Source organism: Paenibacillus pinistramenti (genome assembly GCF_005869875.1).
GTDB classification, from domain to species: Bacteria; Bacillota; Bacilli; order Paenibacillales; family Paenibacillaceae; genus Fontibacillus; species Fontibacillus pinistramenti.
Map to the genome: position 1 here is coordinate 108,058 of NZ_VAWG01000003.1, position 25,176 is coordinate 133,233.

21 protein-coding genes are annotated in these 25,176 nt (G+C 50.2%); 11 read left to right on the forward strand and 10 right to left on the reverse strand.

Annotated elements, in window-relative coordinates:
* Positions 1-40: 40 nt before the first annotated feature.
* Entirely contained in the window at positions 41-529 is a 489-nt protein-coding gene (ilvN, locus tag FCN15_RS06145; RefSeq protein WP_138494286.1) for an acetolactate synthase small subunit, read from the reverse strand.
* Entirely contained in the window at positions 529-2,220 is a 1,692-nt protein-coding gene (gene ilvB, locus FCN15_RS06150; RefSeq protein ID WP_138494287.1) for a biosynthetic-type acetolactate synthase large subunit, read from the reverse strand. The genes ilvN and ilvB overlap by 1 nt, the downstream gene beginning before the upstream one ends.
* Positions 2,221-2,829: 609 nt before the next feature.
* Here ilvB and FCN15_RS06155 point away from each other — a divergent pair.
* Entirely contained in the window at positions 2,830-3,288 is a 459-nt protein-coding gene (locus FCN15_RS06155; RefSeq protein ID WP_138494129.1) for a GNAT family N-acetyltransferase, read from the forward strand.
* Here the strand turns inward: FCN15_RS06155 and FCN15_RS06160 are convergent.
* The 5 genes from FCN15_RS06160 to FCN15_RS06180 form a co-directional block, all read right to left on the reverse strand.
* Entirely contained in the window at positions 3,285-3,611 is a 327-nt protein-coding gene (locus FCN15_RS06160; RefSeq protein WP_138494130.1) for a hypothetical protein, read from the reverse strand. The two genes, FCN15_RS06155 and FCN15_RS06160, sit on opposite strands and share 4 nt — an antisense overlap.
* A gap of 177 nt (positions 3,612-3,788) precedes the next feature.
* On the reverse strand, positions 3,789-4,148 hold the full coding sequence (gene rplT, locus FCN15_RS06165) for a 50S ribosomal protein L20 (protein WP_138494131.1): 360 nt from the start codon (positions 4,146-4,148) through the stop codon (positions 3,789-3,791).
* 37 nt (positions 4,149-4,185) lie between these two features.
* Positions 4,186-4,386, reverse strand: coding sequence for a 50S ribosomal protein L35 (rpmI, locus tag FCN15_RS06170; protein ID WP_068694119.1), 201 nt, complete (start codon positions 4,384-4,386; stop codon positions 4,186-4,188).
* 33 nt (positions 4,387-4,419) lie between these two features.
* Complete coding sequence (infC, locus tag FCN15_RS06175) at positions 4,420-4,914, reverse strand: translation initiation factor IF-3 (RefSeq protein WP_138494132.1); 495 nt, start codon at positions 4,912-4,914, stop codon at positions 4,420-4,422.
* A gap of 302 nt (positions 4,915-5,216) precedes the next feature.
* Positions 5,217-6,455, reverse strand: coding sequence for a glycosyltransferase family 2 protein (locus FCN15_RS06180; protein ID WP_138494133.1), 1,239 nt, complete (start codon positions 6,453-6,455; stop codon positions 5,217-5,219).
* Between the two features lie 683 nt (positions 6,456-7,138).
* Between FCN15_RS06180 and FCN15_RS06185 the strand changes: the two genes are divergently transcribed.
* Positions 7,139-7,669: a phosphatase PAP2 family protein gene (locus FCN15_RS06185; protein WP_138494134.1), complete on the forward strand. Its 531-nt coding sequence runs from the start codon at positions 7,139-7,141 to the stop codon at positions 7,667-7,669.
* 53 nt (positions 7,670-7,722) lie between these two features.
* Entirely contained in the window at positions 7,723-8,880 is a 1,158-nt protein-coding gene (locus tag FCN15_RS06190) for an MGDG synthase family glycosyltransferase (protein WP_138494135.1), read from the forward strand.
* A 144-nt stretch (positions 8,881-9,024) separates the two neighbouring features.
* On the opposite strand, the gene trmB is transcribed toward FCN15_RS06190, so the two are convergent.
* On the reverse strand, positions 9,025-9,747 hold the full coding sequence (gene trmB, locus FCN15_RS06195) for a tRNA (guanosine(46)-N7)-methyltransferase TrmB (RefSeq protein ID WP_138494136.1): 723 nt from the start codon (positions 9,745-9,747) through the stop codon (positions 9,025-9,027).
* A 458-nt stretch (positions 9,748-10,205) separates the two neighbouring features.
* Between trmB and mnmL the strand changes: the two genes are divergently transcribed.
* The 4 genes from mnmL to FCN15_RS06215 are packed head-to-tail and all read left to right on the forward strand — an operon-like array spanning position 10,206 to position 13,292.
* A complete protein-coding gene (gene mnmL, locus FCN15_RS06200) occupies positions 10,206-11,156 on the forward strand; it encodes a tRNA modification radical SAM protein MnmL/YtqA (protein WP_138494137.1) in 951 nt (316 codons plus the stop codon).
* Complete coding sequence (gene mnmM, locus FCN15_RS06205) at positions 11,156-11,746, forward strand: tRNA 5-(aminomethyl)-2-thiouridylate-methyltransferase MnmM (protein ID WP_138494138.1); 591 nt, start codon at positions 11,156-11,158, stop codon at positions 11,744-11,746. Before mnmL ends, mnmM begins: the two co-directional genes overlap by 1 nt.
* Positions 11,747-11,787: 41 nt before the next feature.
* A complete protein-coding gene (locus FCN15_RS06210; RefSeq protein WP_138494139.1) occupies positions 11,788-12,183 on the forward strand; it encodes a VOC family protein in 396 nt (131 codons plus the stop codon).
* 44 nt (positions 12,184-12,227) lie between these two features.
* On the forward strand, positions 12,228-13,292 hold the full coding sequence (locus FCN15_RS06215) for an alpha/beta hydrolase (RefSeq protein WP_238996533.1): 1,065 nt from the start codon (positions 12,228-12,230) through the stop codon (positions 13,290-13,292).
* A gap of 97 nt (positions 13,293-13,389) precedes the next feature.
* Here FCN15_RS06215 and FCN15_RS06220 read toward each other — a convergent pair whose 3' ends face one another.
* The gene (locus FCN15_RS06220) at positions 13,390-15,180 is read right to left on the reverse strand and encodes a B12-binding domain-containing radical SAM protein (protein ID WP_138494140.1); all 1,791 of its coding nucleotides are present in this window, start codon (positions 15,178-15,180) and stop codon (positions 13,390-13,392) included.
* A 53-nt stretch (positions 15,181-15,233) separates the two neighbouring features.
* Positions 15,234-17,138: a DNA helicase RecQ gene (gene recQ, locus FCN15_RS06225; RefSeq protein ID WP_138494141.1), complete on the reverse strand. Its 1,905-nt coding sequence runs from the start codon at positions 17,136-17,138 to the stop codon at positions 15,234-15,236.
* A gap of 199 nt (positions 17,139-17,337) precedes the next feature.
* Here recQ and rlmD point away from each other — a divergent pair, with 199 nt between their 5' ends.
* The 4 genes from rlmD to FCN15_RS06240 all read left to right on the forward strand — a co-directional run bounded on the left by rlmD (position 17,338) and on the right by FCN15_RS06240 (position 25,163).
* On the forward strand, positions 17,338-18,861 hold the full coding sequence (rlmD, locus tag FCN15_RS06230; RefSeq protein WP_238996534.1) for a 23S rRNA (uracil(1939)-C(5))-methyltransferase RlmD: 1,524 nt from the start codon (positions 17,338-17,340) through the stop codon (positions 18,859-18,861).
* Between the two features lie 590 nt (positions 18,862-19,451).
* Entirely contained in the window at positions 19,452-20,012 is a 561-nt protein-coding gene (locus tag FCN15_RS19690) for a CBO0543 family protein (RefSeq protein WP_420819551.1), read from the forward strand.
* 178 nt (positions 20,013-20,190) lie between these two features.
* The gene (locus FCN15_RS06235) at positions 20,191-23,265 is read left to right on the forward strand and encodes an EAL domain-containing protein (protein ID WP_138494143.1); all 3,075 of its coding nucleotides are present in this window, start codon (positions 20,191-20,193) and stop codon (positions 23,263-23,265) included.
* Positions 23,266-23,471: 206 nt separating this feature from the next.
* Entirely contained in the window at positions 23,472-25,163 is a 1,692-nt protein-coding gene (locus FCN15_RS06240; RefSeq protein WP_138494144.1) for a methyl-accepting chemotaxis protein, read from the forward strand.
* Positions 25,164-25,176: the final 13 nt, after the last annotated feature.

Here is a 25,176-nt window from a genome sequence, read left to right on the forward strand (position 1 = left end):
TAAGATCGGCTCAAATCCCCGCTCATGAGCAGGCTGAGAATCAGGCGTTGCCTCTGGTCATGGCTGTTACGCCGGTGCGGGACAGCTCTTGAATTCCATAGGGCTTCAGAAGCTCCAGCATGGCATTAATTTTCTCGGTGTCACCTACTACCTGGATCATCATGTTCTTGGTGCCGATATCCACAACCGATGCGCGGAAGGTATCTGCCAGCGATTTGATTTCCGGGCGTTCAGCCGGTTCTGCTTTCACTTTGATCAGAGCCAGCTCGCGTGAAACCATCGGTTTGGAGCTCAGGTTCACGACTTTAATGACATCAATCAGCTTATAAAGCTGCTTCTCGATTTGCTCCAGCGTCTGGTCATCGCCTTCAGTGACGATAACCATCCGGGAAAGTCCTTCTTCCTCGGACTGGCCTACCGTAATGCTTTCAATATTGAAGCCGCGCCGGCCAAAAAGGCCGGACACACGCTGCAATACACCTGGCTGATCGTTTACGGATACAGCTATCGCATGTTTTGTAGTCGTCATCATTCACAATCCCCCATCAGCATTTGATCAATGGTAGAACCTTGAGTAACCATCGGATATACGTTCTCGTTCTTGTTCACCACGAACTCTACCAATACAGGTCCCGGTGTCTCCATCGCCTCGCGCCAAACGGCTTCAGCATCCTCTTTGTTCGTTGCCCGCAGTCCTTTAACGCCGTAGGCCTCTGCCAGCTTCACAAAATCAGGGCTGCCAGATAAATCGATGTGGCTGTACCGGTTCTCGTAGATCAGTTCCTGCCACTGCCGCACCATCCCGAGTACCTGATTGTTGATGACCACAATCTTAACAGGAATTTTGTTAATGGCACAGATCGCAAGCTCCTGGGAACACATCTGCATGCCGCCGTCACCGTTAATGGAGATGACAAGCCGGTCCGGATGGGCCATCTGCGCCCCGATTGCCGACGGGAAGCCAAATCCCATTGTTCCGAGTCCGCCGGAGGTAATCCAGGAGCGCGGATGGTTGAATTTGTAATATTGGGCTGCCCACATCTGATGCTGGCCAACGTCCGTTGTCACAATCGCTGCCCCTTGGGTCGTACGGTTCAGCATTTCAATGACCCATTGCGGTTTTAAACCGTCATTTGAATCCTTATATTTGAAAGGTTTGTCGGCTTTCCACTGCTGAACCTGGTCACGCCAGGCATCTGCCTGCTCTGCACGTGCAACGAGCTTGTTTAACTGCTCCAGCACCGTTTTGACATCCCCTACAACCGGGATATCCGCATGAACGTTCTTCCCGATTTCAGCCGGATCGATGTCGATGTGGATGATCTTTGCTTTAGGAGCGAATCCATCAAGCTTACCGGTTACCCGGTCATCGAAGCGCGCCCCGATACAAATCAACAGATCCGACTGCTGAATCGCATTGTTTGCTGTATAAGTACCGTGCATACCCGGCATGCCCATCCAAAGACGGTTGCCGCTTGGGAATCCGCCAAGTCCAAGCAGGGTGGTCGTTACCGGAATTTCCGTTTTCTCTGCAAAATCAAGCAGTTCCTCGTGTCCGCCAGAGTAAACAACCCCGCCGCCTGCCAAAATGACCGGCCGCTCTGCTTCCTTAATAGCTGCCGCTACCTTATCCAGCTGGAGCCGGTTAGGCGCGATCGTTGGATTGTAGCCGCGGAGCTTCATGGTTTTCTCCGGTTCAAACAGCGTTGCTGCAGCGGATACGTCCTTTGGAATATCAATGAGCACCGGGCCTTTTCTGCCTGTGTTCGCGATATGAAAGGCTTCATGAATGATGCGGGCCAAGTCCTTCACGTCTCTTACCAGATAGCTGTGCTTCGTAATTGGCATCGTGATGCCGGTAATATCAGCCTCCTGGAAGGCGTCAGTTCCGATCAGCTGCTGGTTGACGTTCCCTGTAATGACTACCAGCGGAACCGAATCCATGTAAGCCGTGGCTATGCCCGTAACCAGGTTCGTGGCGCCAGGACCTGAAGTCGCAATACATACGCCCACTTTGCCGCTTGCTCTGGCATACCCGTCGGCTGCATGAATAGCGCCCTGCTCGTGCCTGGTGAGCAAATGATGGAAATCACTGAACCCGTAAAGCGCATCGTAGATATATAAGACTGCTCCTCCCGGATATCCAAAGACGCATTCCACGCCTTCCAGCAGCAAGCTTCTAAGTAAAACCTCCGAACCGGTAATGACCTCAGGTTTCATCCATTTCTCACGTAGTTGTTCAGTTGACTTGATTTCTTGGGATTCCGTTTTCACTTTACGTTTCCTCCTCTCAGGTCTGACGGACAGCAGCAACAAAAAAACCTTCCACCCACTCGCAGCGTCATATCGCTAGAGGGGCGAAAGGTTTATACTCCTTACGCGGTACCACCCAAATTCACAAGGCATCTCGCAATGCCAAGTCTTGGCGGGTAAATAAAGAGCCTTACAGCGTTCTTTAACTTACCCTTTATCCGTAACGTGGACTTAACGGTTCCCCCTATTCACTGCTTTCGGAAGTTATTAACAGAGTGTTAATAACATTTCTTGGCACCTTTCAGGAAAACAGCTCCGAGGTGAGCGCGCATTAAGGGAGTAATGGTGGTGGTCTCAGCAAATCCATCCACTCTCTGAGCATAGAGCCCTTAAGCTTCGTCCTCTTCATAGCCATTAGTTTATAGCTTTAAATGGTTAAAATGGTTAGGAACATTATATGTTCACCTCACACGTTAAGTCAAGAGTTAAGAATTTATTTTTTTGGTTTGTAACTCCTGACAGGCTATCTACATAGGATACCCAAGACATTCACCCAGACCTAAGGAGGAATGCGCGGTGATCCGATATCGCAGACCTAAACAGGATGACCCTGTCATTTATAAACTGATCGAGAAAGAGCTTGTCCCCCAAAGCCATTTGCCTGCCGCTGAGCTGGAGAAGATCCGCAAGGAACTGCCGGCCCGAATGAAACGTGGCGTAACCTTAGTCGCTTCGGCCACTTACGATTCAGATCCTATTGCCTTTATCCATTTTATGATTCACGGGGAACTGTTATTCATTGACATGATCGCAGTTGCCGGTAACCAGCAGCACAAACGCTATGGCAAAACCTTAATGGCAAAAGCCGAGCAATTCGGAGCTTCAAGAGGCTGCCTCCGCTCAAAAGTAATGGTGGACGCCGGAAATTCACACGCCCACCAGTTTTATACGAGATTAGGCTACCAGACCCTTCGATTCGTTCCTCAGTCGCAGTGCTACGAGATGGAGAAGCCGCTGTTTCTTCTTAAAATTTAAATAAAAAAGCCCGGGTAACCATAGCCGCCATAGCCGCCGTAACCGCCGTAGCCGCCATAGCCGTTGTAGCCATATCCCGGATGGTATCCGCCGCCGTAGCCGTAAGCATATGGCGCAGTGCCGATGGCCAGCAGATCAAATAAAGCCAGCGGTATTATCGCTTTGGTCTTCACTTTTTTACCTGATTCCGGTTTTACATACAGACGTTTGCCGCTGATTCTCACCAGAGTTCCTGTCACCAGACCACCGTCTTTTTTATACGCAACGATTTTTTTGCCGACAAGCTGCTTTAACTGGGATTCCGATATACGAGCTTTCTTCATGATACTCCCTCCTCCTGCTTTATTCTTTTCAGAATATTCGGCATTGCGGAAGGATGTTTGTACAATTGCCCGGCCGATGAAAAATACACGGACAACGCTCAGCCGCTCAGCCGTTTCAAAGTACAAAAAAGGCGCCCAAAATGGGCGCCTTCTGCTCAAGACTTATGAAATAAGCGATTAAGCGTTGATTTTTTCTTTAGCTACTGTTGCCAAAGAATTGAAAGCTGTGATGTCGTTAACAGCCAGATCCGCAAGCATTTTGCGGTTGATGTTCACTTCAGCCAGCTTGAGGCCGTACATCAATTTGCTGTAGGACAAGCCGTTTTGGCGTGCAGCAGCGTTGATACGAACGATCCACAATTTGCGGAAATCGCGTTTTTTCTGACGACGGTCACGGTAAGCGTAGAGCAGGGATTTGTTCACTTGCTCCTTAGCTGTTTTGAAGATGCGGTGTTTGGAACCGAAGTAACCTTTTGCAAGTTTCAGAATTTTCTTATGACGACGACGAACGACGAATCCGCCTTTAACTCTTGCCATAGTAATAAACCTCCCAGATAAATTGTTTAAAAATAGACTATTTCAGGTTAGCCAAACCTTGTTTCAGACGGCTTACGTCGCCGGAATACATCACAGGGCTGTTAGCCAATACGCGTTTAGCGCGCTTGGATTTGTGGGACAGAAGGTGATTTCTGTTGGCTTTGTAACGTTTTACTTTACCAGTTCCCGTAATTTTGAAGCGGCCTTTAAGGCTGCTGTGTGTTTTCATTTTAGGCATTAGGTCTTCCCCCTCATAGTTTATAAATGGCGCTTAATTCTTAGGCGCCAAAATCATAATCATGCTTCGGCCTTCAAGCTTCGGCTGGCGTTCGATGCTGGACATTTCTGCCACTTCAGTCTTCACGCGCTCCAAAATTTTCTGACCGATATCGGCATGAGCGATTTCACGACCGCGAAAACGAACAGAGCATTTCACTTTGTCGCCTTCATTCAAGAATTTGATCACGTTGCGAAGCTTCGTTTGGTAGTCATGTTCTTCAATGTTGGAACGGAACCAGACTTCCTTGATGTCCACGATCTTCTGATTCTTACGGGCTTCCTTGTCTTTCTTCTGCTGCTCATAACGGAATTTACCGTAATCCATAATCCGGCACACCGGCGGTTTAGCCGTCGGCGCAATATTTACCAAGTCCAGATTCAAGTCGACAGCCATCTGCTGTGCTTCACGAATCGGTTTGATGCCGATCTGCTCGCCGTCTGGTCCAACCAAACGAACTTCTTTCGCCCGAATCTCGTCATTGATCAAATGTTCCTTACTGATAGTTCTCCACCTCCAAAAAGGATGGCCGCAGCAAGCGGCTTAAATATTGTATTTCAAAAATGAAAAGGGATGCGGGTCAGACACCCGCATCCCAAATTGATCGTCCATTTCATCATGAATATTTCATTCATAAGTTTTGGTCGGATCAAAACCAGCCAACAATTGTCGGACAGGTGAGAAGCGGCAGCCTCTTCTTACAATCCAATATTCGTCATTCACAACACTTTGATTAATATACCACATTTCATCCGCTTATGTCAACAAGCTTCAGCAAACTTTATCGGATGCTATCCCTGTTTGCTCTGTACCTCTTCCAGGCGCACTACCCGTGTATGCTGGGTATGGCTCCACTGCTTGTTGTTTTGCGTGAAGAAGGCGTAGAACGTAATCGGATACCAGGAAATCAGGTATACCGGGAACAAAATCAGATACAGATACACTTTCTTGAACGTTACCTTCTCCAGAGCCATAGCCAGGAGGAACGTAATTACGTTAGCTCCCACCGCAAAGAACGATGCCCACACCGGAAGGTAGGAATACAGCGTCGAGAAATGCGGCCCTCTGAACAAGGATTGATCTGCCCAAACCAGTGCAGCAAGCAAAAAGGTAATCAGCACGATGTAGACGTTGACCGCGTACAGCGCCATATCCATCTTGATCAGGCTGCGTTCTTTAATGCTCTTCCACAGCAGAGGGAAGAAGTAACGACGGGCAACGGTAAAGTGACCCTGCATCCAGCGCAGGCGCTGGCGCGCCGAAGCTTTAAAGGACAGCGGCTTCTCGTCAAACAGCTTGGCGTCGTAGTTAAATACCGGATGAACGCCCCGGTCTACACAGCGCATTGTGAACTCCAGGTCCTCAACCAGACTGGTTGCGCCCCAGCCCATTTCCTTCAGCAGATTGGTTTCGAAACACATTCCCGTACCGCCGAGGAAGTTCGCCATGCGCAGATTGTGGCGGGACAGCTGCCACAAGCGGTTTACATACCAGTAGGAAATCCCATAGGATGCAGTGATCCAGGAGTCCTCCGGATTTTTGGTATCAATGTAGCCTTGGATGACTCTGGCCCCTTCGCAGAGGTCGTTGTTCATCTCTTTCAGGAAATCGGGATGCGCCAGGTTGTCGGCATCAAACATGACGATCGCGTCGTATTGCCGCGGCATTTCCCATAATTTCTTCAGCATCCACTCGATCGCAAAACCTTTGCCGCGCTGGTTGTTATTCGTGCGCACGCAGGCATTCATGCCATGCGAACGGACGATTTCGGCTGTACGGTCCGTACAGTTATCGCAGATGACGAAGACGTCATACAGCTCCCGCGGGTAATTCAGCTCCTTCAAATTCTCCATCAGAGCCCCTACAACCTGCTCTTCATTGTGCGCCGCGACCAGTATGGCAAAGGATTTCTCCGGTGCATGCTGTATCTTGCGCTTCTTTCTGTACATGCCGAACAATGAGAATACGAACTGATACACGGCGATCACCGCCAGAATAATCTGGAGGGTAATCAATAAGCCATCGAACATGATTCTCTGCAGCCCCCTTTTTTTTAACCCTGTTGAATGATTTGCTTTGTCTCTTTCTCTCTCTAAGATCAGTGTTCTTTGTTTATTATCACTGGTCCATAATGCGTTGCGCGGACTTAAGCCCGCTGACCACCTTCACTGCAGTTTACTTCATTTGCGGGTTTGCAACCGCGACGAACAAGATGCCATAACGATTCTCTATGACTTTTCTTTATTTGTCAAAAGGCGATTTGTGCTTCATTCGCTAAAAAACAGCCGAAGGAGCCTGCTTTAAGGCAGTGAAGGCATCAAAGTCTTGGTTTCATCCCTGCTTTTCTTATTTTCATCAATTTTAATCCTTTTTATTTCCTTCGGCCCTCCTTTTTTTTCAGGATTTCAGAAAGCCTAATTTATAACAAGCCCAATCACGATAAATGAAGACCATTATAAATTACGAAACAAAAAGGCAAAAAGTTTACATTAAAACTCAATTTAATTTAAACTTTCCGGATATGATTGAAACAACCCACTTAAAAAACCCCGGTACAAAGCGTTTATTCATGCAAAAAAGCCCGTCCGAAGATCAAAAATATGATACATTTATACCAGATATGCCTTAATTATAATTAGAATAATAATTTAGAATAATGAATTCAGACTGGACTTCGCAAAGGAAAACCTTTTACAGAAAGGGGAACTTCAAGATGCTTCCGCGAATTTTTGCCAAGTTCAATCAAGCAGACCGCAGCCTGTTTATTAAGATCAATACCGGGCTGCATCGGCGTTTTTTGAATAACCTGCTGGTTTATGCAACACATCTCGGAGGAGCAACCTTCACGATTTCAGCTTGTCTTGTCGGCTGGTACTTTCTGCCTAAGAATTGGGCAATTGCGGCTCTCATGAGCCTGACCGCGCTGGCCGTCAGCCATATTCCTGTTGCTATAGCCAAAAAAGCCTATCCCAGACTCCGCCCTTATCTTGCCCTTCCTGGAACCCGGACGTTCCGGAATCCGCTGAAGGATCATTCTTTTCCTTCCGGTCATACGACAGCTATCTTTTCCGTCACCGTGCCCTTTATGATTCTGTTTCCCGTCATGACTCTGCCGCTGCTTCCAATCGCTCTGACCGTCGGATTATCGCGCATTTACCTGGGGCTTCATTACCCCTCTGATGTGCTTGCCGGCGGCCTGATCGGAACATTTGCGGCGTTTGGTACGGTTGCATTATGGCCTTAAAGGGGCTATTGTATTTATAATGGTAAAACCTTGCGGGAAAAGGTGAAACTAAAGTGCATAAACAAAGAGTACTGCTGTTGTCAGAAGGGTTTGGCGCAGGACATACACAAGCGGCCTATGCGCTCTCAAGCAATTTGCGCAAGATCGCCCCTAACCTGCAGACCAAAGTCCTGGAGCTGGGCAGCTTTCTAAACCCTAGAATGGCTCCTTTTATAATAACTGCATATAAGAAGACGGTCTCGTCGCAGCCTCGGCTCGTCCGGCTGATGTACCGCAGCAATTATAAGAAGTCTTTAAACAAATTTACAACCCTGGCGCTCCACCGGATTTTTTATACCCATACCTCACAGCTGATTAAACAGCTGCATCCGGACGTTATAGTATGCACACATCCAATTCCAAGCGCTGTCATTTCCAGAATCAAGCGCCTGGGCCTGGATGTTCCGCTCTGTACGGTCATTACGGATTATGATGTACACGGCGCCTGGGTGAGCAGAGAAGTCAACTGTTATCTGGTTTCTACCAATCAGGTCAGAGAGAAGCTGATCGAACGGGGCGTTGACGACACCAAAATCCGTGTAACGGGGATACCCGTTCACCCGAATTTCTGGGAACGCCATAACAAAGAGGAAATCCGGGCCAGCTTTGGACTGAAGAATATGCCTACCGTGCTGGTTATGGGCGGCGGATGGGGATTCATGAAGGATGAAACGGTGAATTCCCTGCTGGCGAGCTACCGTGACCAGGTTCAGGTCATCTTCTGCGTTGGCAACAATACCAAGCAGCTGAACAAGATGCAGGAGGATCCCAGATATCAGCATCCTAATATTCATCTCATGGGCTTCACGCGTGAGGTGGATAAGCTGATGGAGTTCGCGGATCTGCTGGTGACCAAACCCGGAGGAATGACCTGTACGGAAGGTTTGGCCAAGGGAATTCCAATGCTGTTTCATCAGCCACTTCCTGGCCAGGAAGAAGAGAACTCCGAGTATTTCACTTCACAGGGATGGGGAACGCCGATCAATTCCCCGGTTGATATTACAGCCTGGATGAACCGTCTGATTAATCATTATGATGAAGTAGTGCAGAAACGCCATGAGGTGCTGGAGCAAATTAACAGCTATCATCCTGCCGGAAGCGCACACGCCATTATCGAAATGCTTGATCAGAATCAAACCAATAATTTGCTCTCTTATAAAAAGGCTCCTTAAGACCAGAATACCAGGCAGCCACAGGCCCTTTCGCTTCCCGCCAGGAGGCAGGAAGGGCCTTATTTCGTTAGGCAGGCCTGTAATAAAACAGCAAAAAGCCGCCGTCATAACGGCAGCTTCCTGTTACAGCTTCTATTTTCCGCCTCAAAAGCGGTCCATTTTCTTCTCTTCATATTTCCGCAGAGCTTCTTTACCAACCTTGACCTCACAGCGGTAAATGTTCATCCCCTGGGCATGGAATTTGCTTTCATATTCCGTCATCACGTGTTCCTCGTTAATTCCGTCCCGGTGCAGATTCAGGGAAATGTCGCTCATCTGCAGGCCAAGGGCCGAAAATGAATTCAAGGAAAACTCAAACAATGTCTGCGAATCGGTTTTGAAATGAATTTCCCCGTTCTCGTTAAGCAGCTGCTTGTACTTGTCCAGGAAACGCGGGTGCGTCAGCCGCCGCCGGCCGTGCTTCGCTTTCGGCCATGGATCGCTGAAATTCAAATAAATCCGTTCAATTTCGCCCGGAGCGAAAAATTCCTCGATAAACTCGATATTTCCAAGAGCCAAATTCAGATTTGGAGGACGGACGGCTTCCGCCTCTTCTCCCCATTTCTCAGCCCAGGCCTTCTTCCCCTTCTCCGCCGCCCGGCGGATCAGCTCGTCATACATGTCCATTCCGATAAAGTTAGCTTCCGGGTACCGGACGCTCATCCCGCTGATAAACTGGCCTTTGCCCATGCCAAGCTCGACATAAATCGGACGGTCGTTGCCGAATCTTTCCTTCCAGCGTCCTTTATGTTCGCGCGGATCCAGCACGATTAAGTCCGGCTGGCTCTCCAAATTTTCACGTATCCCTTTTCTGCCGCGTAAACGCATGTTCTATCTCCTCTTTGTTCCTCTATTAGTACCTGACACTATATTTTGCCCAAGAATGACCGAAAAGTAAAGGCTGATAATGAAAAAGGAATCCGGAGGGCCTGGAAATGCCGCTCATGGATTCCTTCTTCTATATTTGGAATTGGGGTCCAACAAAGTGATGATCCGCTGCCTGGCCGCCGGAGAACTGGCCGCTTCCAGCAGACCGGCTGCGAAAGGTACAGCATAAGGGAAAGGCGTTCCCTGAAGTCCTGCAATCGTCCGTCTCTAATATGCTTATATAAAATAGCATAATTAGCAATGTAACGCAACAAAGCGCCGGAGAGGCCGATTCCCTTTTATTAATCAGATTTGGTACAATGTTAGTGGTTCTTTCAGCCATTACCCAGATAACAAGCAGGCGAAACATTTCATTATCATTTTTAATTAAAATCGATCTTCTTAAGGAGCAGCAACCCATGAGTACTTTAAACTCTTCACCCCTTCTTTGGAGTGATAAGCGATTTCATACATGGAACACCGAGATGAAGGAGCAGTTTGGCGAGAAAGTCTTCAAAGTGATGCTGGACGCCGGCTTCACCTGCCCCAACCGTGACGGCTCCATTGCCAAAGGCGGCTGTACCTTCTGCAGCGCAAGGGGCTCCGGCGACTTTGCCGGGCGGCGGCGCGACGATCTGGTGACGCAGTTTAACGCCATCCGCGACCGGCAGCATTTGAAGTGGCCAAATGCCAAATACATCGGCTATTTCCAGGCCTACACCAATACGTATGCGCCGGTTGAGGTGCTGCGCGAGTATTATGAAGTCATTCTTGAACAGCCCGGCGTTGTGGGCTTGTCCATTGCCACCCGGCCGGACTGTCTGCCGGACGATGTGGTGGATTACCTGGCAGAGCTGAATGAACGGACTTACCTGTGGGTCGAAATGGGACTCCAGACGATTCATGAATCGACCTCGGAGCTGATTAACCGTGCGCATGACACGGAGTGCTATCTTGAAGCCGTGGAAAAGCTCCGCAAGCGCGGGATCCGGGTCTGTGCGCATATTATTTACGGTCTCCCTCAGGAAACGCATGAAATGATGCTAGAGACCAGCCGTGCCGTGGCCAATATGGATGTTCAGGGCATTAAAATCCACCTTCTTCACCTGATGCGGAAGACCCCAATGGTGAAGCAGTATGAAGCAGGCCTGCTCCGTTTCCTGGAGCAGGATGAATATGTGAAGCTGATCGTAGATACGCTGGAATTTCTGCCGCCGGAGATGATCGTGCACCGTCTTACCGGGGACGCGCCGCGCGACCTCCTGATCGGGCCGATGTGGAGCCTGAAGAAATGGGAAGTCCTGAATGCGATCGACCGGGAGCTGAAGGAGCGGGATACCTGGCAGGGCAAATACTGGAGAGGACGCTGATGGGCTTCCTCTCCGTCTTAAGCTTTGCCCGCCAGCTTGTGTCGCAGAGGCTCCAGGCCGGCGACACAGCGGTGGACGCGACCGTCGGCACCGGCGCGGACACCCTGTTCCTTGCGGAGACCTGCGGCCGCAAGGGACGAGTCTTCGGCTTCGACATCCAAGCCGAAGCCTTATCTTTGGCGGAGCAGCGGCTCGCCAAAGCGATGGAAGCGGGCGCCGCAAGGCTGGCGCCCGTTGCCCTGCTCCGCCGCAGCCACGCGGAGATGGCCGCCGCGCTGCCGGCGGAGGTCCACGGCCGGATCGGGGCCGTGATGTTTAATCTCGGCTACCTGCCTGCCGAGAACGCCGACAAGGCGGTCATTACGCAGCCGGACAGCACTCTTGCGGCGCTTAACGCCGCTGTAGAGCTGCTAAGGCCGCGGGGCATTCTGGCCGCCGTCGTGTATCCCGGACACGAAGGCGGCTCAGCGGAGGCCGAGCTGGTCGAGGCCTGGGCGAAGGAAATTCCGCCAGCGCTCGGCCAGACGGTCATTTACCGGCAGCTGCAGCGCTCCTCTGCTCCTTATTTGATTGCATTTGAGAAAAAATAAGGGTCACAGCAAACATAATTTGAACTCAAAGGGGTCATAAAATGAGCGTACACAAAATCGAGCATGTTGGCATCCGGGTCTCGGCCCTGGAGGATTCAATTGAATTTTATTCCCGTGTCATCGGACTGAAGCTGGCGGGAACGTTAGGCGAGGTTGAGGCGCCGGTCCGGCTGGCGTTTATGTCTTTTCCCGGCCAAACCAGCGTTGAGATTGAACTGATTGCTGTCCGGGACGCGCAGGAGCTGGCTAACGAAGGCCGGGTCCATCATATTGCCTTTACGGTAAGCCAGATTGAGCAGGAATATGAGCGGATCGCCAAGCTTGGCCTGTCCGGCCTGGACAAACAGATCAGCCAGCTGTCCAACGGAAGCAGGTATTTCTTCTTCAGCGGGCCGGACGGCGAGCGGATCGAATTCTTCGAACCTGTTAAGCTGTAAGTTTTCTTAGCCGGAGCAAACCAAGAAAGGATGGTGCATTGCAGATGGCGCAGATGGCGCATAGGGTGCAGATGGTGGCCGAACAGCCTTTTTCACTCATGAACGAGGACTTGCATCCGGTGTATGTGTATCATTGGACTCCCGAAGATTCCCATGCCGAAGCCTGTAAGAATGGCGGTGCCGAGAATGATGCCGATGCTGGCAGCAGAGAAACCTCCGAACCCGCTCGTGAAGCCGCCCTTAAAGGTATTGTGCAGATCGTGCACGGCATGGCCGAAACCGCCAAACGGTACACGGAAACTGCGGCTGAGCTGGTGAAGCAGGGCTATCTCGTGTACGCCGCCGACCTGCGGGGACATGGACGGACCGCCGAGATGTTCCACGGACTCGGTTATGCCGGCAAGGACGGCCATAATGGAATGGTACAGGATATCATCCTGCTGGGTTCTGAAATCGCCAGGCGCCATCCCGGGCTGCCGCTGTTTCTGCTGGGCCACAGCATGGGGTCATTCCTTGTGCAAAAGGTGATGTATACGGCGCCCGAACCATACGCCGGGTTCCTTCTGACCGGCACCTGCGGCAGACAGCCGATGATTGCCATCGGCGAGAAGCTGGCAATGCTGCAGTGCAGCCTGCAGGGAGACCGGCAGCCAAGCATGCTGCTGAATGCCTTGGTGTTCGGCCCCTACAACCGCCAGTTCAGGCCGGTGCGAACACCGTTTGACTGGCTGACCAGAGACAAGGACGAGGTAGACCTTTTCATTAAGGATCCGTCCTGCGGCGAGCTGTGCAGTGCCGGCTTCTTTCATGATTTCTTCCGGCTGCTGCTGGAGATTCACAAGCCTGTACATATGAGCCGGATTCCGAAGCACAAGCCCGTATTTGTATTCTCCGGCGGCCAGGACCCTGTCGGCCAGAACGGCAAAGGCGTCAAACGCCTGATTGCCGAATATGAACGGCTGGGCCTGCAGCATTTGGAGTGGAAGCTGTACCCTGGTGCCAGACACGAGCTGTTCCACGAGCTGAACAAAGCCGAGGTCATCCGGGACGTCCTTGCATGGCTGGACCGGCAGGTTCTTCAGCAGCCCGCAGCGTCGAGCGATTCTTAAGCAGCAAGCAGAACTTATTTTGAATCGGCAAAAGCCGCTGCAGCCCAGAGGGACCTTGGTTAGTCCCGCCGGGAATGCAGCGGCTTCTATTTTTACTCTATTGAACCAGATTGTACGGGTTAAGCATAACAAATTCAGGCTTCTCCGATTCGTTCTGCTGATAGAGCACCACCAGCAGGCTTTCCCCGGCCTGTCCTTCCGGGCCTTTCTCGATGACTTCGTCAAGGCTCGTGAAGGGAACTTTTTCGATGGCCGAGAATTTGGGCAGATCCCGTTCAGACAATCGAATGGAGACCGATAGCTGAACATCATTCGTCTGTTCTCCAGCCGGAGTCTGCTCCCGCCTTGCTTCCGCCAGCCGGCTGTAAATGGCCGTCCGCTCGTGCTTGGACAAGCGGTCCTCCCACCAGATTTTGCGCGGCTTGTACTTATGGTTCAGCAGATAGTCGGCCTTCATCAGCCCAAACACCATCTCCGGATGCTTCAGTCCCCGTACCTTGAGAAAAGCCTCCAGCCGTGTAAACAAATCCTCCAGCTGATGCCCGATGCGCTGCCAGCCCTGCTCCTCCCAATAATTGCCGAACTCCTGGAAGAAATCAAACGGCGAGTCAAACTCATGCCTCATCAGATAACGCAGGGTGTAATCCATCCGGTGGGCGTTCCAGTATTTCTCCAGCACATCCTCCAGGCGCTTAAGTCTGACAATATCGGAAAAAGGCAGCCACTCGGTGCTCAAAATTTCATACGGCGCGTTGTCCATATAAGTATAGTTATATTTTTCGGCGTCATGGCGCAGTCCGGTGCCCCGCAGCATTTTCAAGAAGCCGAGCTGCAGCTCCTCCGGCTCCATCGCAAACACATCGTTAAACGTCTTCCGGAACGTGTCATAATTCTCAAGCGGCAGCCCCGCAATCAAGTCCAGATGCTGGTCGATGCGGCCGCTGTTCTTGATCGTCATGACAGTGCGGGACAACTTCGTGAAGTTTTGTCTCCGTTTCACCAGCTCATTCGTCGGGTCATTCGTGGACTGCACGCCGATTTCAAACCGGAAGATGCCCGGCGGCGCGTTCTCCGCCAAATATTCCATGACCTCCGGCCGCATGATGTCCGCCGTGATCTCAAACTGAAAGACGCAGCCCTGATGGTTCTCAATCAGAAATTTGAACATTTCCATCGCATAGCTGCGGTTGATATTGAACGTCCGGTCCAGGAATTTGATGACCTTCGCGCCGTTCTCGATCAGGTACAGAATGTCTGCCTTCACCCGCTCAATATCGTAATACCGCACGCCGACCTCGATGCTCGACAAGCAGAACTGACAGCTGAACGGGCATCCCCGGCTGGTCTCGAAGTAAACGATCCGTTTGTCCAGATGCGGAATATCCTCAGGGAACCGGTGCGGGGACGGCAGGCTGTTCAGATCGGACTTCGGCCGGCCCGGCATCAGCACCACTTCCTCCCCTTTGCGGTACGCAAGGCCATAAACAAAATGGAACTTCCGGTCGCCGGCAATGGTCTGAAGCAGATGGTGGAACGTCTCCTCCCCTTCGCCCATGACGATATAGTCAATGGCCGGCACTCTGTTCATCCAGTAGTCCGTGTCATAGGAAACTTCTGGCCCGCCGAGCACGATTTCCGTTTCGGGCATGACCTTCTTCAAAATTTCCACCACTTTAAGTGTTTCTTCGATATTCCAAATGTAACAGGAGAAGCCTATTACGTCCGGTCTGCGCCGGTACAAATCGGACACGATGTTCATGACCGGGTCTTTGATCGTGTACTCGGCCAGCTCGATGTCGAATTCATGCTGGCTGTAGGCTTTCAGCAGGCGGATCGCCATGTTAGTATGAATATATTTCGCATTCAGCGTTGATAATACAACTTTCATAGAGCCACAACCTCTTCTTAGAGTTGAAAAAAACATTCGGATTCCGTTATCGGCTAGAAATCAAATCCATCCTCACTAATTTCAGCGAAATCCATATCATCAGGAGCATCGCCGCCGTCTGCCGGACTCATACCCCCATTTTTGAAAAAGTCGAGGAACGGCTTGCCGTATTTGCCGAACTTGAGCTCGCCCACCCCTTTGATTCGCAGCATCTCCTGCTCGGTCTGCGGCTGAATGACGCTCATTTCACGCAGCGTGGCATCGTTAAAAATAATGTAAGAAGGCACATGCTCCTTCTGTGCCAGGTCGCGCCGGATCAGGCGCAGCTGTTCAAATACCGTCTCGTTAACCGCAGACGGACTGAGGTCGTACCGGCTGCTGCGGCGCTTGCTTGCCGCGCTTTCCTGAACAGGACGCGGTGCCCGCTGCATGACCTGCAGCTGTCCCTTCAGCACCTCGGCTGCTTTGGCCGTCAAACGGACGACCGGATACTGCCCTTCGGTAAGCGTCAAATAGCCTTCGGCGACAAATTCATTCATCAGCTCGGAGATTTCCTTCTCGGTGCGCCGCGGCATCATCGCGTAGGTCGGCAGCTTGTCAAACCCGTACTGCAGCACCTTCTTGTTCTTCGAGCCCTTAAGCACGGAGGCTACCATCGAAACGCCAAACCGCTCGCGCATCCGGTGGATGCAGGAGAAGATGATCTGCGCGTCCCGGGTCATGTCGATAAGTTCGCGCTCATCCAGACAGGAGCTGCAATTGCCGCACGGCTTCTGGTCATGCTGCTCTCCAAAATAATCCAGCATCGCCCAGCGCAGGCACTTGTTCGTGTAGCAGTATTCAATCATCTGCTGCAGCTTGCGGTACTCACCTTTCTTACGGCTGTCATCATGCGGATTCTGCTCAATCAGGAACTTCTGGGTGATGATATCCTGCGCGCTGAACAGCAGAATACATTCGCTCGGCTCACCGTCCCGTCCTGCCCGGCCCGCCTCCTGGACATAGGCCTCCATATTCTTCGGCATGTTGTAGTGGATGACGTACCGGACGTTGGATTTGTCGATACCCATACCAAAGGCGTTGGTTGCGACGATCACCCTGATGTCGTCATACAAAAAAGCCTCCTGCATCTCTTCCCGCTCTTCATCTCCCAGACCGGCATGGTACCGGCCGGCAGCGAAGCCTGCCTGGCGCAGACGCTCATACAGATCATCCACATCCTTGCGTGTCGCGGCGTATATAATGCCCGCCTGGGCTTCGTGATTCCGGACGTACTCAAGAATAAATTCCCGCTTGTTCTCACCGCGCAGCACGGACATGGCCAGGTTGTCCCGGCCGAGCCCAGTAATAAAGACCGACGGATCCTCCAGCCGCAGCAGGCGGAGCATATCCTCCGTCACCTCCGGCGTCGCTGTAGCCGTAAAGGCTGCGACAACCGGACGCTCGGGCAGGCTCTCCACGAACGGCGCTACCGCGAGGTAGCTTGTCCGGAAGTCGTGTCCCCACTGCGATACGCAGTGGGCTTCGTCCACGGCTACGCAGGAGATCGGCAGCTCGCTCATCTCCTGGCGGAACCAGTCCAGCTCGAGCCGCTCCGGCGCGACGTACAGCAGCTTGAGATCGCCGCGGCGCGCAGCCCGGATTCGGTCGTTCGCTTCTCTGCCCGTGAGCGTGCTGTTGATATATGCGGCCGGAATGCCCATAGCCGTCAGCGCATCCACCTGGTCCTTCATCAGTGAGATCAGCGGCGACACGACAAGGGTAAGTCCGGGCGCCAGCAGCGCCGGAATCTGGTAGCAGATCGACTTGCCGCCGCCGGTCGGCAGGATGCCGAGCGTGTCTTTGCCGGACAGCAGGCTCTCGACAATTTTGACCTGGCCTTCCCGGAAGTCGGGATAGCCGTAATATTTTTGCAGCAGCTCTCTGGCTGTATCCATAGTAGGAATTTCAACGTTCATCGTAATAAAGACTCCTCAATATAACAGGCTTAAAATAACAGACAGTAACGTTACGAATTTATGTTCCTCTGTTAAGTTTACCGGGGTTTACAGGATTGGGCAACCAAGCGGAAGGCTTTTTCAGGCAGGCTGCATTGACCGTGCGGGCATAAAAAAGTATCATTCCTTTATAAAACTAAGCAGGATGGAGATTCAAACAATGAAACCTGGCAAAGCTAAGCCGCCTCAAACTGGCAAAACCTTTCAAGCCGGAGCTGCACGTGGTCAAGGTCAAGGCTCAAAACGCGGAAGCAGACCCGTCCCGAACAAACTTCCAGGGGACAAGCCGCGGGCTTCCCGCCACGAGCATGCGGAAGAGGTCCGGAACGGCGACCGGCTGATTATTACTATTAAACGGATGGGCATTAACGGCGAAGGGGTCGGGTATTACCGCCGCAAAGCGGTTTTTATTGAAGGAGCCATTCCCGGAGAAGTGATCCGCGCTTCAGTAACCAAGGTAGAAGAGAAATTTATTCAGGCAAAGATCGACGAAATCGAAAAACGCTCCCCCTACCGCGTCGACGCGCCATGCCCGGTGTTCGGCATCTGCGGCGGCTGCCAGATTCAGCATATGTCTTATGAAGGCCAGCTCAAAGCGAAAGAAGACCTCGTCCGGGAAGCCTTCTCCCGCTATTCGGGTCTGGAAAATGTCCGGATGAAGCCGATGCTGGGCATGGATCATCCCTGGGACTACCGCAATAAAGCCCAGCTGCAGCTGGGCTTGCGCCAGGAAGGAATTATCGCCGGGCTTTATTCTGCCGGAACCCATGAGCTGGTGGATATAACGGGCTGTCCGATTCAGCATCCCGAAGTCAACCGGGCGGTGGACAAGGTCCGGAACGTGCTTCAGGAGCTCGGCATTCCGGTTTATCAGGAGAGAAGCAATAAAGGGCTTGTCCGCAGCATCGTGGTGCGGCTGGGCTTCCAGTCCCGCCAGCTGCAGGTGACGCTGGTTGCGGCCAAGAGCCAGCTTCCGCAGGAAAGCGAGCTGGTGAAGCATATCCGGCTGGCCTTGCCTGAAGTCACCAGCATCGCCTTGAATGCCAATCCGCGGAACACCTCGCTGATCTTTGGCGATCATACCCGCATTCTGTGGGGCTCGGATACGATCGACGAGTCGCTCGGCGATCTCGAGTTCACGCTCTCGCCCCGCGCGTTCTTCCAGCTGAACCCGCTGCAGACGGTCAAGCTGTACGAGTCCGTCCGCGCCGCAGCCGCGCTGACCGGCAAGGAAACCGTGGTCGACGCCTACTGCGGCACGGGCACGATCGGCTTATGGCTTGCGCCGAACGCCGCCGAGGTGCGCGGCATCGAAACCATCGCGGAAGCGGTACAGGATGCCAAAGCCAATGCCGAGCGCAACGGCCGCAGCAACGCCTCCTTCCACGCGGGGCGTGCCGAGGAGCTGCTCCCGCGCTGGGTCAAGTCCGGCTTCTCGCCGGACGTCATCGTGGCCGACCCGCCGCGGACGGGTCTCGATCCCGTCTTCCTCGAAACCGTGCTGCGGACGAAGCCGAAGCGCTTCGTCTATGTCTCCTGCAATCCTTCTACCCTGGCGAAGGACTGCAAGGTGCTGACAGACGGCGGCTACAAGGTTGAGTGGGTGCAGCCGGTGGACATGTTCCCGCAGACGAGTCATGTGGAGTGTACAGTGTTACTTAAATGGAACGGGGCTTCCGATTAAGCCCCCTTCTTTTCCAATGCCCCGGTGAAGCGGGGCGGTTAATGCTGAGTGAATTTCTTTGATTGTTCCGTCTGTCTTTGTTGATTTCATTTTTTTTGATAAGACGTTGAAGGATTTGTTTCAAAACTTTTTCATCATCAATACTAGTTCAGCAAGCGGAAGATTTGTTTTCCAAAGGCACCGAGTTGTTCTCCGTGTCTTTTCTAGTTTCTAAAGCACTCTTGGATTGCTTTTCATTTGCTTTGCTGTTACACGCCCCATACATAAGTTCCGCCGTCCTTCCTCCTTCTGACCTTCCGGAAAGTACAAATACACTTTCGTTCCCGTTGCTCTTGTTCTGCCCTTTTTGGTTCATCTTTTCAAAATAGTTTCTGATTTTGTACATTCCCCAATCTTGGTAAAAATTGGGGTCAAAGATTCCCCTTAAAGATAGATAGGAGGATGTTCTCTAGTTGGACGCTGGCCGTTTCATGTATTCGAAAAGATGTGAAACCAAAAAAGGAAGGGGTTGAATTATTAGGAGTACATTTTTCTTCGCCCTTCGGGGAATGACTAATAATCAAAAAGTTGGGTATAGGGGATGAACAACCGTGAAGCCAATTCAAGACCCAGAGAAGTTGAAGAAGGTTGGCGAGTTTTACGATAGGGTAACACAAACTCACTATGACTATTTTGATTATTGGTTACATAACACCTTATTCCATTGGGATTTCTGGATATCTCTTATACTCACTATCTTACCGTGGGCGGTTTGGTTAAAGTTCAGAAAAGAAGAAAGTAGCGACCGTTTGTTATTCGTTGCTTTTTTCGTGATCATACTTTCTTCCTGGTTAGACTTTATAGGTACTGATTACGGATTGTGGTACTACACTGGTAAAATAATTCCAACAATTCCAGTCTATATACCGTGGGACATGTGTTTACTTCCAGTTTTCATTTTGTTTCTTATACAATATAAACCTGAAGTTTCACCAATAATTAAAGGTCTGATATTTGCTGGTGTTAGTACCTTTATTGGAGAGCCTATCTTCTTATGGCTAGGTTTTTATGTATTGAAGAAGTGGAGTATTTTTTACTCGTTTCCAATCTATTTCCTGATATATCTTGCTTCCCACAAGTTAAGCAAACGAACTAAGTTTTCTAAGTTGTAATTTGTTTGTTTCCAATGAGACGCGAGAACAACTCGTGTCTCTTTTTTTTCGCAAATAGAGCTAGACTAGTAAAATAGACTCATATTTTTACCGAATTTTGCCGAAATATAGATGTAGACTGATTCATCCAAGGTATCTCGCAGACAACGTAGTAACCGCACAAGTGGAGGGCCCCCTTATGTCATTATCCTATGTTTATTCTTTAATGTTCTTTATTGCTTTCGCCATCTATTTTATTTTGGGGATCTACACCATTTCCCTCAACACAAAAAGCATGTTAAACCGGCTGTATCTGGCAGCATGTCTGGCAATGTCCATATGGGCATTCTGTTTCTCTATTGCCAATTCAGCGCACAATTATGAGACGGCTATACTTTGGCGCAGACTGGCTTCTGCCGGCTGGGGAACCGTGTACAGCCTCCTGCTGAATTTTTATTTCATCTTAACGGAGAAAGAGCGGATTCTGAAGAACAAATGGCTCTTTGTGCTGCTGTACCTGCCAGCGGTGTGGAACGTATATACATTTGGAATAAGTGAGACCGCAGGGGAAAAGTACAAGCTGATCAATACTGCGGGTGGCTGGGTTAATGTTTCGACGAACAGCTGGGAGGATTTGTATTTCAACCTTTACTATGTATTGTTTACTAGTGCGGGATTGCTTCTGCTCTGGAATTGGGGAAGGAGAACCAAAGATCCGGCAAAGAAGAAGCAGGCCTACCTGTTTCTAACCTCCTATTTTATAACAATGATCCTTGGCACGATGACCGATGTGGTTGTAAATACATATACTCCGTATTCGATTCCTCAGCTGGCGCCTGTTATTATCCTTCTGCCTACGACTGCCATTTTTTATGCAATTAAACGGTATGGACTAATGGGCCTGGGGACAAGCGATCGTGCTGAGCCAGGTAAGATCTTGAGTGCGGTGAACCTGGAGAAATTCATGAAAATCATGTCCTTTGTGTATGTTATCGGAGGGCTGTTGAATTTTGCTTCCCAGTATTTTCTTAATCTGCAGCACCCTCATCTTCACGCGATTTTATTTTCTAGTTTATTCTTTTTGATGATAGGAGCTCTGCTGACGCTTATTAATTTGTTTCCTATCAAGGCGGATCTTAAAGAGTTTATTTTCGTTATTATTATGCTCGTGACCCTGCTGCTGATCGCGGTTAACTTTATTGATACGGCAAGCATTACTATATGGGCTACACCTTTTATTGTCATCATGCTGTCCGTCCTATTCAACAAACGGTTTATGATCTTCTGGATCGGCCTATCCATTCTGGCTACGCAGATTTACATTTGGGTGAGAATGCCGGGGGCCGACGTCCGGGTTGACGGGTCCGACTATCTTGTGAGAATCGGCATCTTGAGCATTACCCTCGGGCTGGCCTATTTCGTCAACCGGGTATATGTCCAGCGTCTTGATGAAAATGAAGCACAAATCCGGTTTCAAAAAATGGTCTCTCAAATTTCGGGTGAATTTGTCAAGGTTACCGAATCTGATTTGGATCAGAAAATTAATGCTCTGTTAGAGCTGAGCGGCAGTCATTTCCAGGTCGACCGGACTTTCTTCGTAAGTTTAACGGATGAGCAGAAGATTTATGAATGGTGCAATGAAGGCGTCGAATCCGCGGCTGACATTATAACAGAGCTGGCCAGCGAAGCATTCCCGTGGTGGATGAACGAGACTTTAAAGACGAACTTCGTCACGATTACAGACGTGGATTTGCTGCCCCCGGAAGCACAGGCAGTCAAGGAGATGTTCCACTCTCACCAGATGAAATCGCTGATCTCCATTGCGGTTAGGAATAATGACAAAATTTTGGGTCTCTTGTTCTTTGCATCCGTCAAGGCGGCAGATACTTTTAGGGGGAATCACCAGGAGCTGCTGAACATTCTGGCCAATTTACTGTCCGATGCGCTGGTCAAAGTGGAAGCTGAGAAAGAAATCAGCTACATGGCATACTATGACGCTTTGACAGGATTCCCCAACCACACCTTGTTCAAGAATCAGCTGGAACAGACGATTCAGGCAGCTGAGGCAGCCGGAACGCAGATTGGTGTCCTCTTCATCGATCTGGATTCCTTCAAGAGTGTCAATGACACCATTGGCCATCTTGGCGGAGACGAGATGCTGCAGCAGGTGGCACGGAGGTTATCGGGGTGTCTGCGGCCGCAGGATACCGTTTCGCGGTTTGGCGGGGATGAGTTTCTGATTCAGCTTGCCGGAATGGAACGGGCAGAAGAGATTAGGGAGATCGCAGATGCCCTCATGAAGTCCATTTCTCAGCCGCTTATGGTCAGAGGCCAGGAATTTTTCATTACAGCCAGCGCAGGCATCGCCGTATATCCAGCAGATGGCGAAAGCACAGACGAATTGGTTAAGAACGCCGATCTGGCCATGTTTGAATCGAAGGAAAAGGGCAAGAACCAGTACACCTTCTGCTCAGCAGCCATGAAGGAAGGCGTGCTCAAAAGAACGCAGCTGACCAACAGTCTGTACCGGGCACTGGAAAGAAATGAGTTTGTTCTCTATTACCAGCCGCAGGTGAGTGTTCAGACTCAAGAAATCGTAGGCCTGGAAGCGTTAATCCGCTGGAATAACCCGGAGCTTGGGATGGTATCACCAGCTACCTTTATTCCCTTGGCCGAGCAGACCGGACTGATCATCCCGATTGGACAATGGATTCTGGAGACTGCGTGCCGGCAGAACAAGGAGTGGCAGGATAAGGAACTTCCGCCTGTGCGCATGGCCGTGAATCTCTCGATTGTCCAATTTCAAGACCGGAATCTGCTCAGCATGGTAGACAGAACGCTTCTTGAAACTGGACTGGACCCGAAATACCTGGAATTAGAAGTCACGGAGAGTACGGCAGCAGATGGCGAAGATTCAATTATCCAGGTGCTCCATAAGTTGAAGGATCTCGGGGTCACCCTGTCCATTGATGATTTTGGTTCCGGATATTCCTCTTTAAGCAGATTAAAGACATTGCCTGTAGACCGGATCAAGATCGACATGCAGTTTGTACGCGGCATATTGAAAGGCAATAAAGATGAAGCAATCGCCAAGACGATCATTCAACTGGCCAACAACCTGAAACTGAATGTAATCGCCGAAGGGGTTGAAACAGCGCCGCAGTTTGAGTTCTTCAACCAGTACAAGTGTGATGAAATCCAGGGCTATTTCTTCTATAGACCTATGCCAGCGTCAGAAATTGAGAAGATTTTGATGAGCGCGGTAAAAATTTAGGATAGCAAAAAAATATAATAGAATCTGTGGAAGCCCAAGCGAAAAGACTTGGGCTTACTCTTCTTAAGCAGAATTTATGAAGAATAATAAACCCTAAGGAAATTCAAGGAGCAGAATCAAGCAGCACGGGTTAGCCAGCGCGCAGAACGCGAATAATATGATATTTGGATTTGCTATAAAAATATTACACCGAGGATGGGAAAGTCATGAGATTTACTTTGAGTAAGAAGTTGTTCGGAGGATTTGCTGTAGTTCTCCTTCTATTAACCGTTACAGTTGCGATAAGTTATTCGAGAATTACGGCTGTTGACAATGAATATAGTAAGCTGATCGACGATAAGGCAAAGAAACTGATACTGATACAGGAGCTGGGAGCAGCTATTAAGAAAGAGCAGCTAGGAATACGCGGTTACTTAATTCTTGGGGACGATGAATCTATGAATGCTTTTAATACGTCCCATGAGAACTATTTAAAGCTAAGCGAGAACCTGGGAAATATCATTAAGCTGCCTAAAGCGAAGGAGCTTCTTAACGAGCTGGATGAGCTTGAGCAGCAGTTCTATCAGGTTGCAGCCGAGGAAGCTAAGGCCAGAGAGCAGAATCAAACGGAGGAATATCTGGAGTTAGTCATCAACCAGGGACACGATATCACACAGGCTTTTGATAACACGGCAGCGGAACTTACCGCCTATCAGCAAAATGTACTTGATGAAGGTAATGAAGCAACTTCCGCACAAGTTCAGTCAATAAAAAATTGGGTTCTTTTCCTAGGCTTACTGGCTATCGCAGCAGGTACAGCCACCGCCTTCTATATTGGACGTTTAATTACTAAGCCGGTACAATCCATCTCGGAGGCTGCCAGAAAGATCGCAAACGGAGATCTCACCACAGAGGTAATTACAGTCAGAAATAAGGACGAAATTGGCGAGCTGGCAGCTTCATTTAATCAAATGACATCTAATCTTCGTGAGTTAATATATGAAGTGGAAACAAATGCGGAACATGTGGCGGCATCGTCAGAAGAGTTAACAGCGAGTGCCGAACAAACAGCCGTTGGATCAGAGCAAATTGCTACTGCCATGAGCACGGTTGCCGCTGGGGTAGATAAGCAGTTTAAGGCCGTTGAGGAAGCTTCCAGCACGATAAATGAAATGTCTATAGGTGTTAGGGAAATTGCCGCAAATACTCAAAGTGCTTCCAACAAGGCTATAGATGCCTATGACAAAGCATCCTCGGGCTCAGACGCGATTCGGATTGCTGTGGGGCAAATGAACTCGATTCAATTTACTTTCAATGATTTGTCAGAAGCTGTACTTGGGCTTGGAACTCGTTCAACCGAAATAAGTCAAATTATTGGCGTCATTACGGAGATTGCTTCACAGACCAATTTGTTGGCTTTGAATGCTGCCATTGAAGCAGCCAGAGCAGGAGAAAATGGACGGGGGTTTGCTATAGTAGCTGCTGAGGTCAGAAAGCTGGCAGAGCAGTCAGCCCTATCTGCACAGCAAATATCAGAGTTAATTACTTCTATACAGGGCGAAGCTCAAAAGGCAGTCCGTTCCATGGAGATCGCATCCAAAGAAGTTATGGCAGGCCTAGGTGTTGTTCATACAGCTGGCGATTCCTTTGAACAAATTCAAGAATCCGTTAACTTAGTTTCCTCCCAGGTGCAGGAAATATCATCATCGATTCAGCAATTGGCGGCAGGTACCGAACAAATGGCACATTCAATGAGTTATATAACAGAGGTCTCGGAAGGCACTGCATCCAGCGCTCAGGAAGTATCTGCATCTGCCGAAGAGCAGCTGGCGACTATGAAGGAGATTTCTGAAGCCGCTAACTCTTCGTCCCTGATGGCTGAAAAACTACAAATCTTGTTGAAAAAATTCGAACTTTAAGCGGATCAAACGA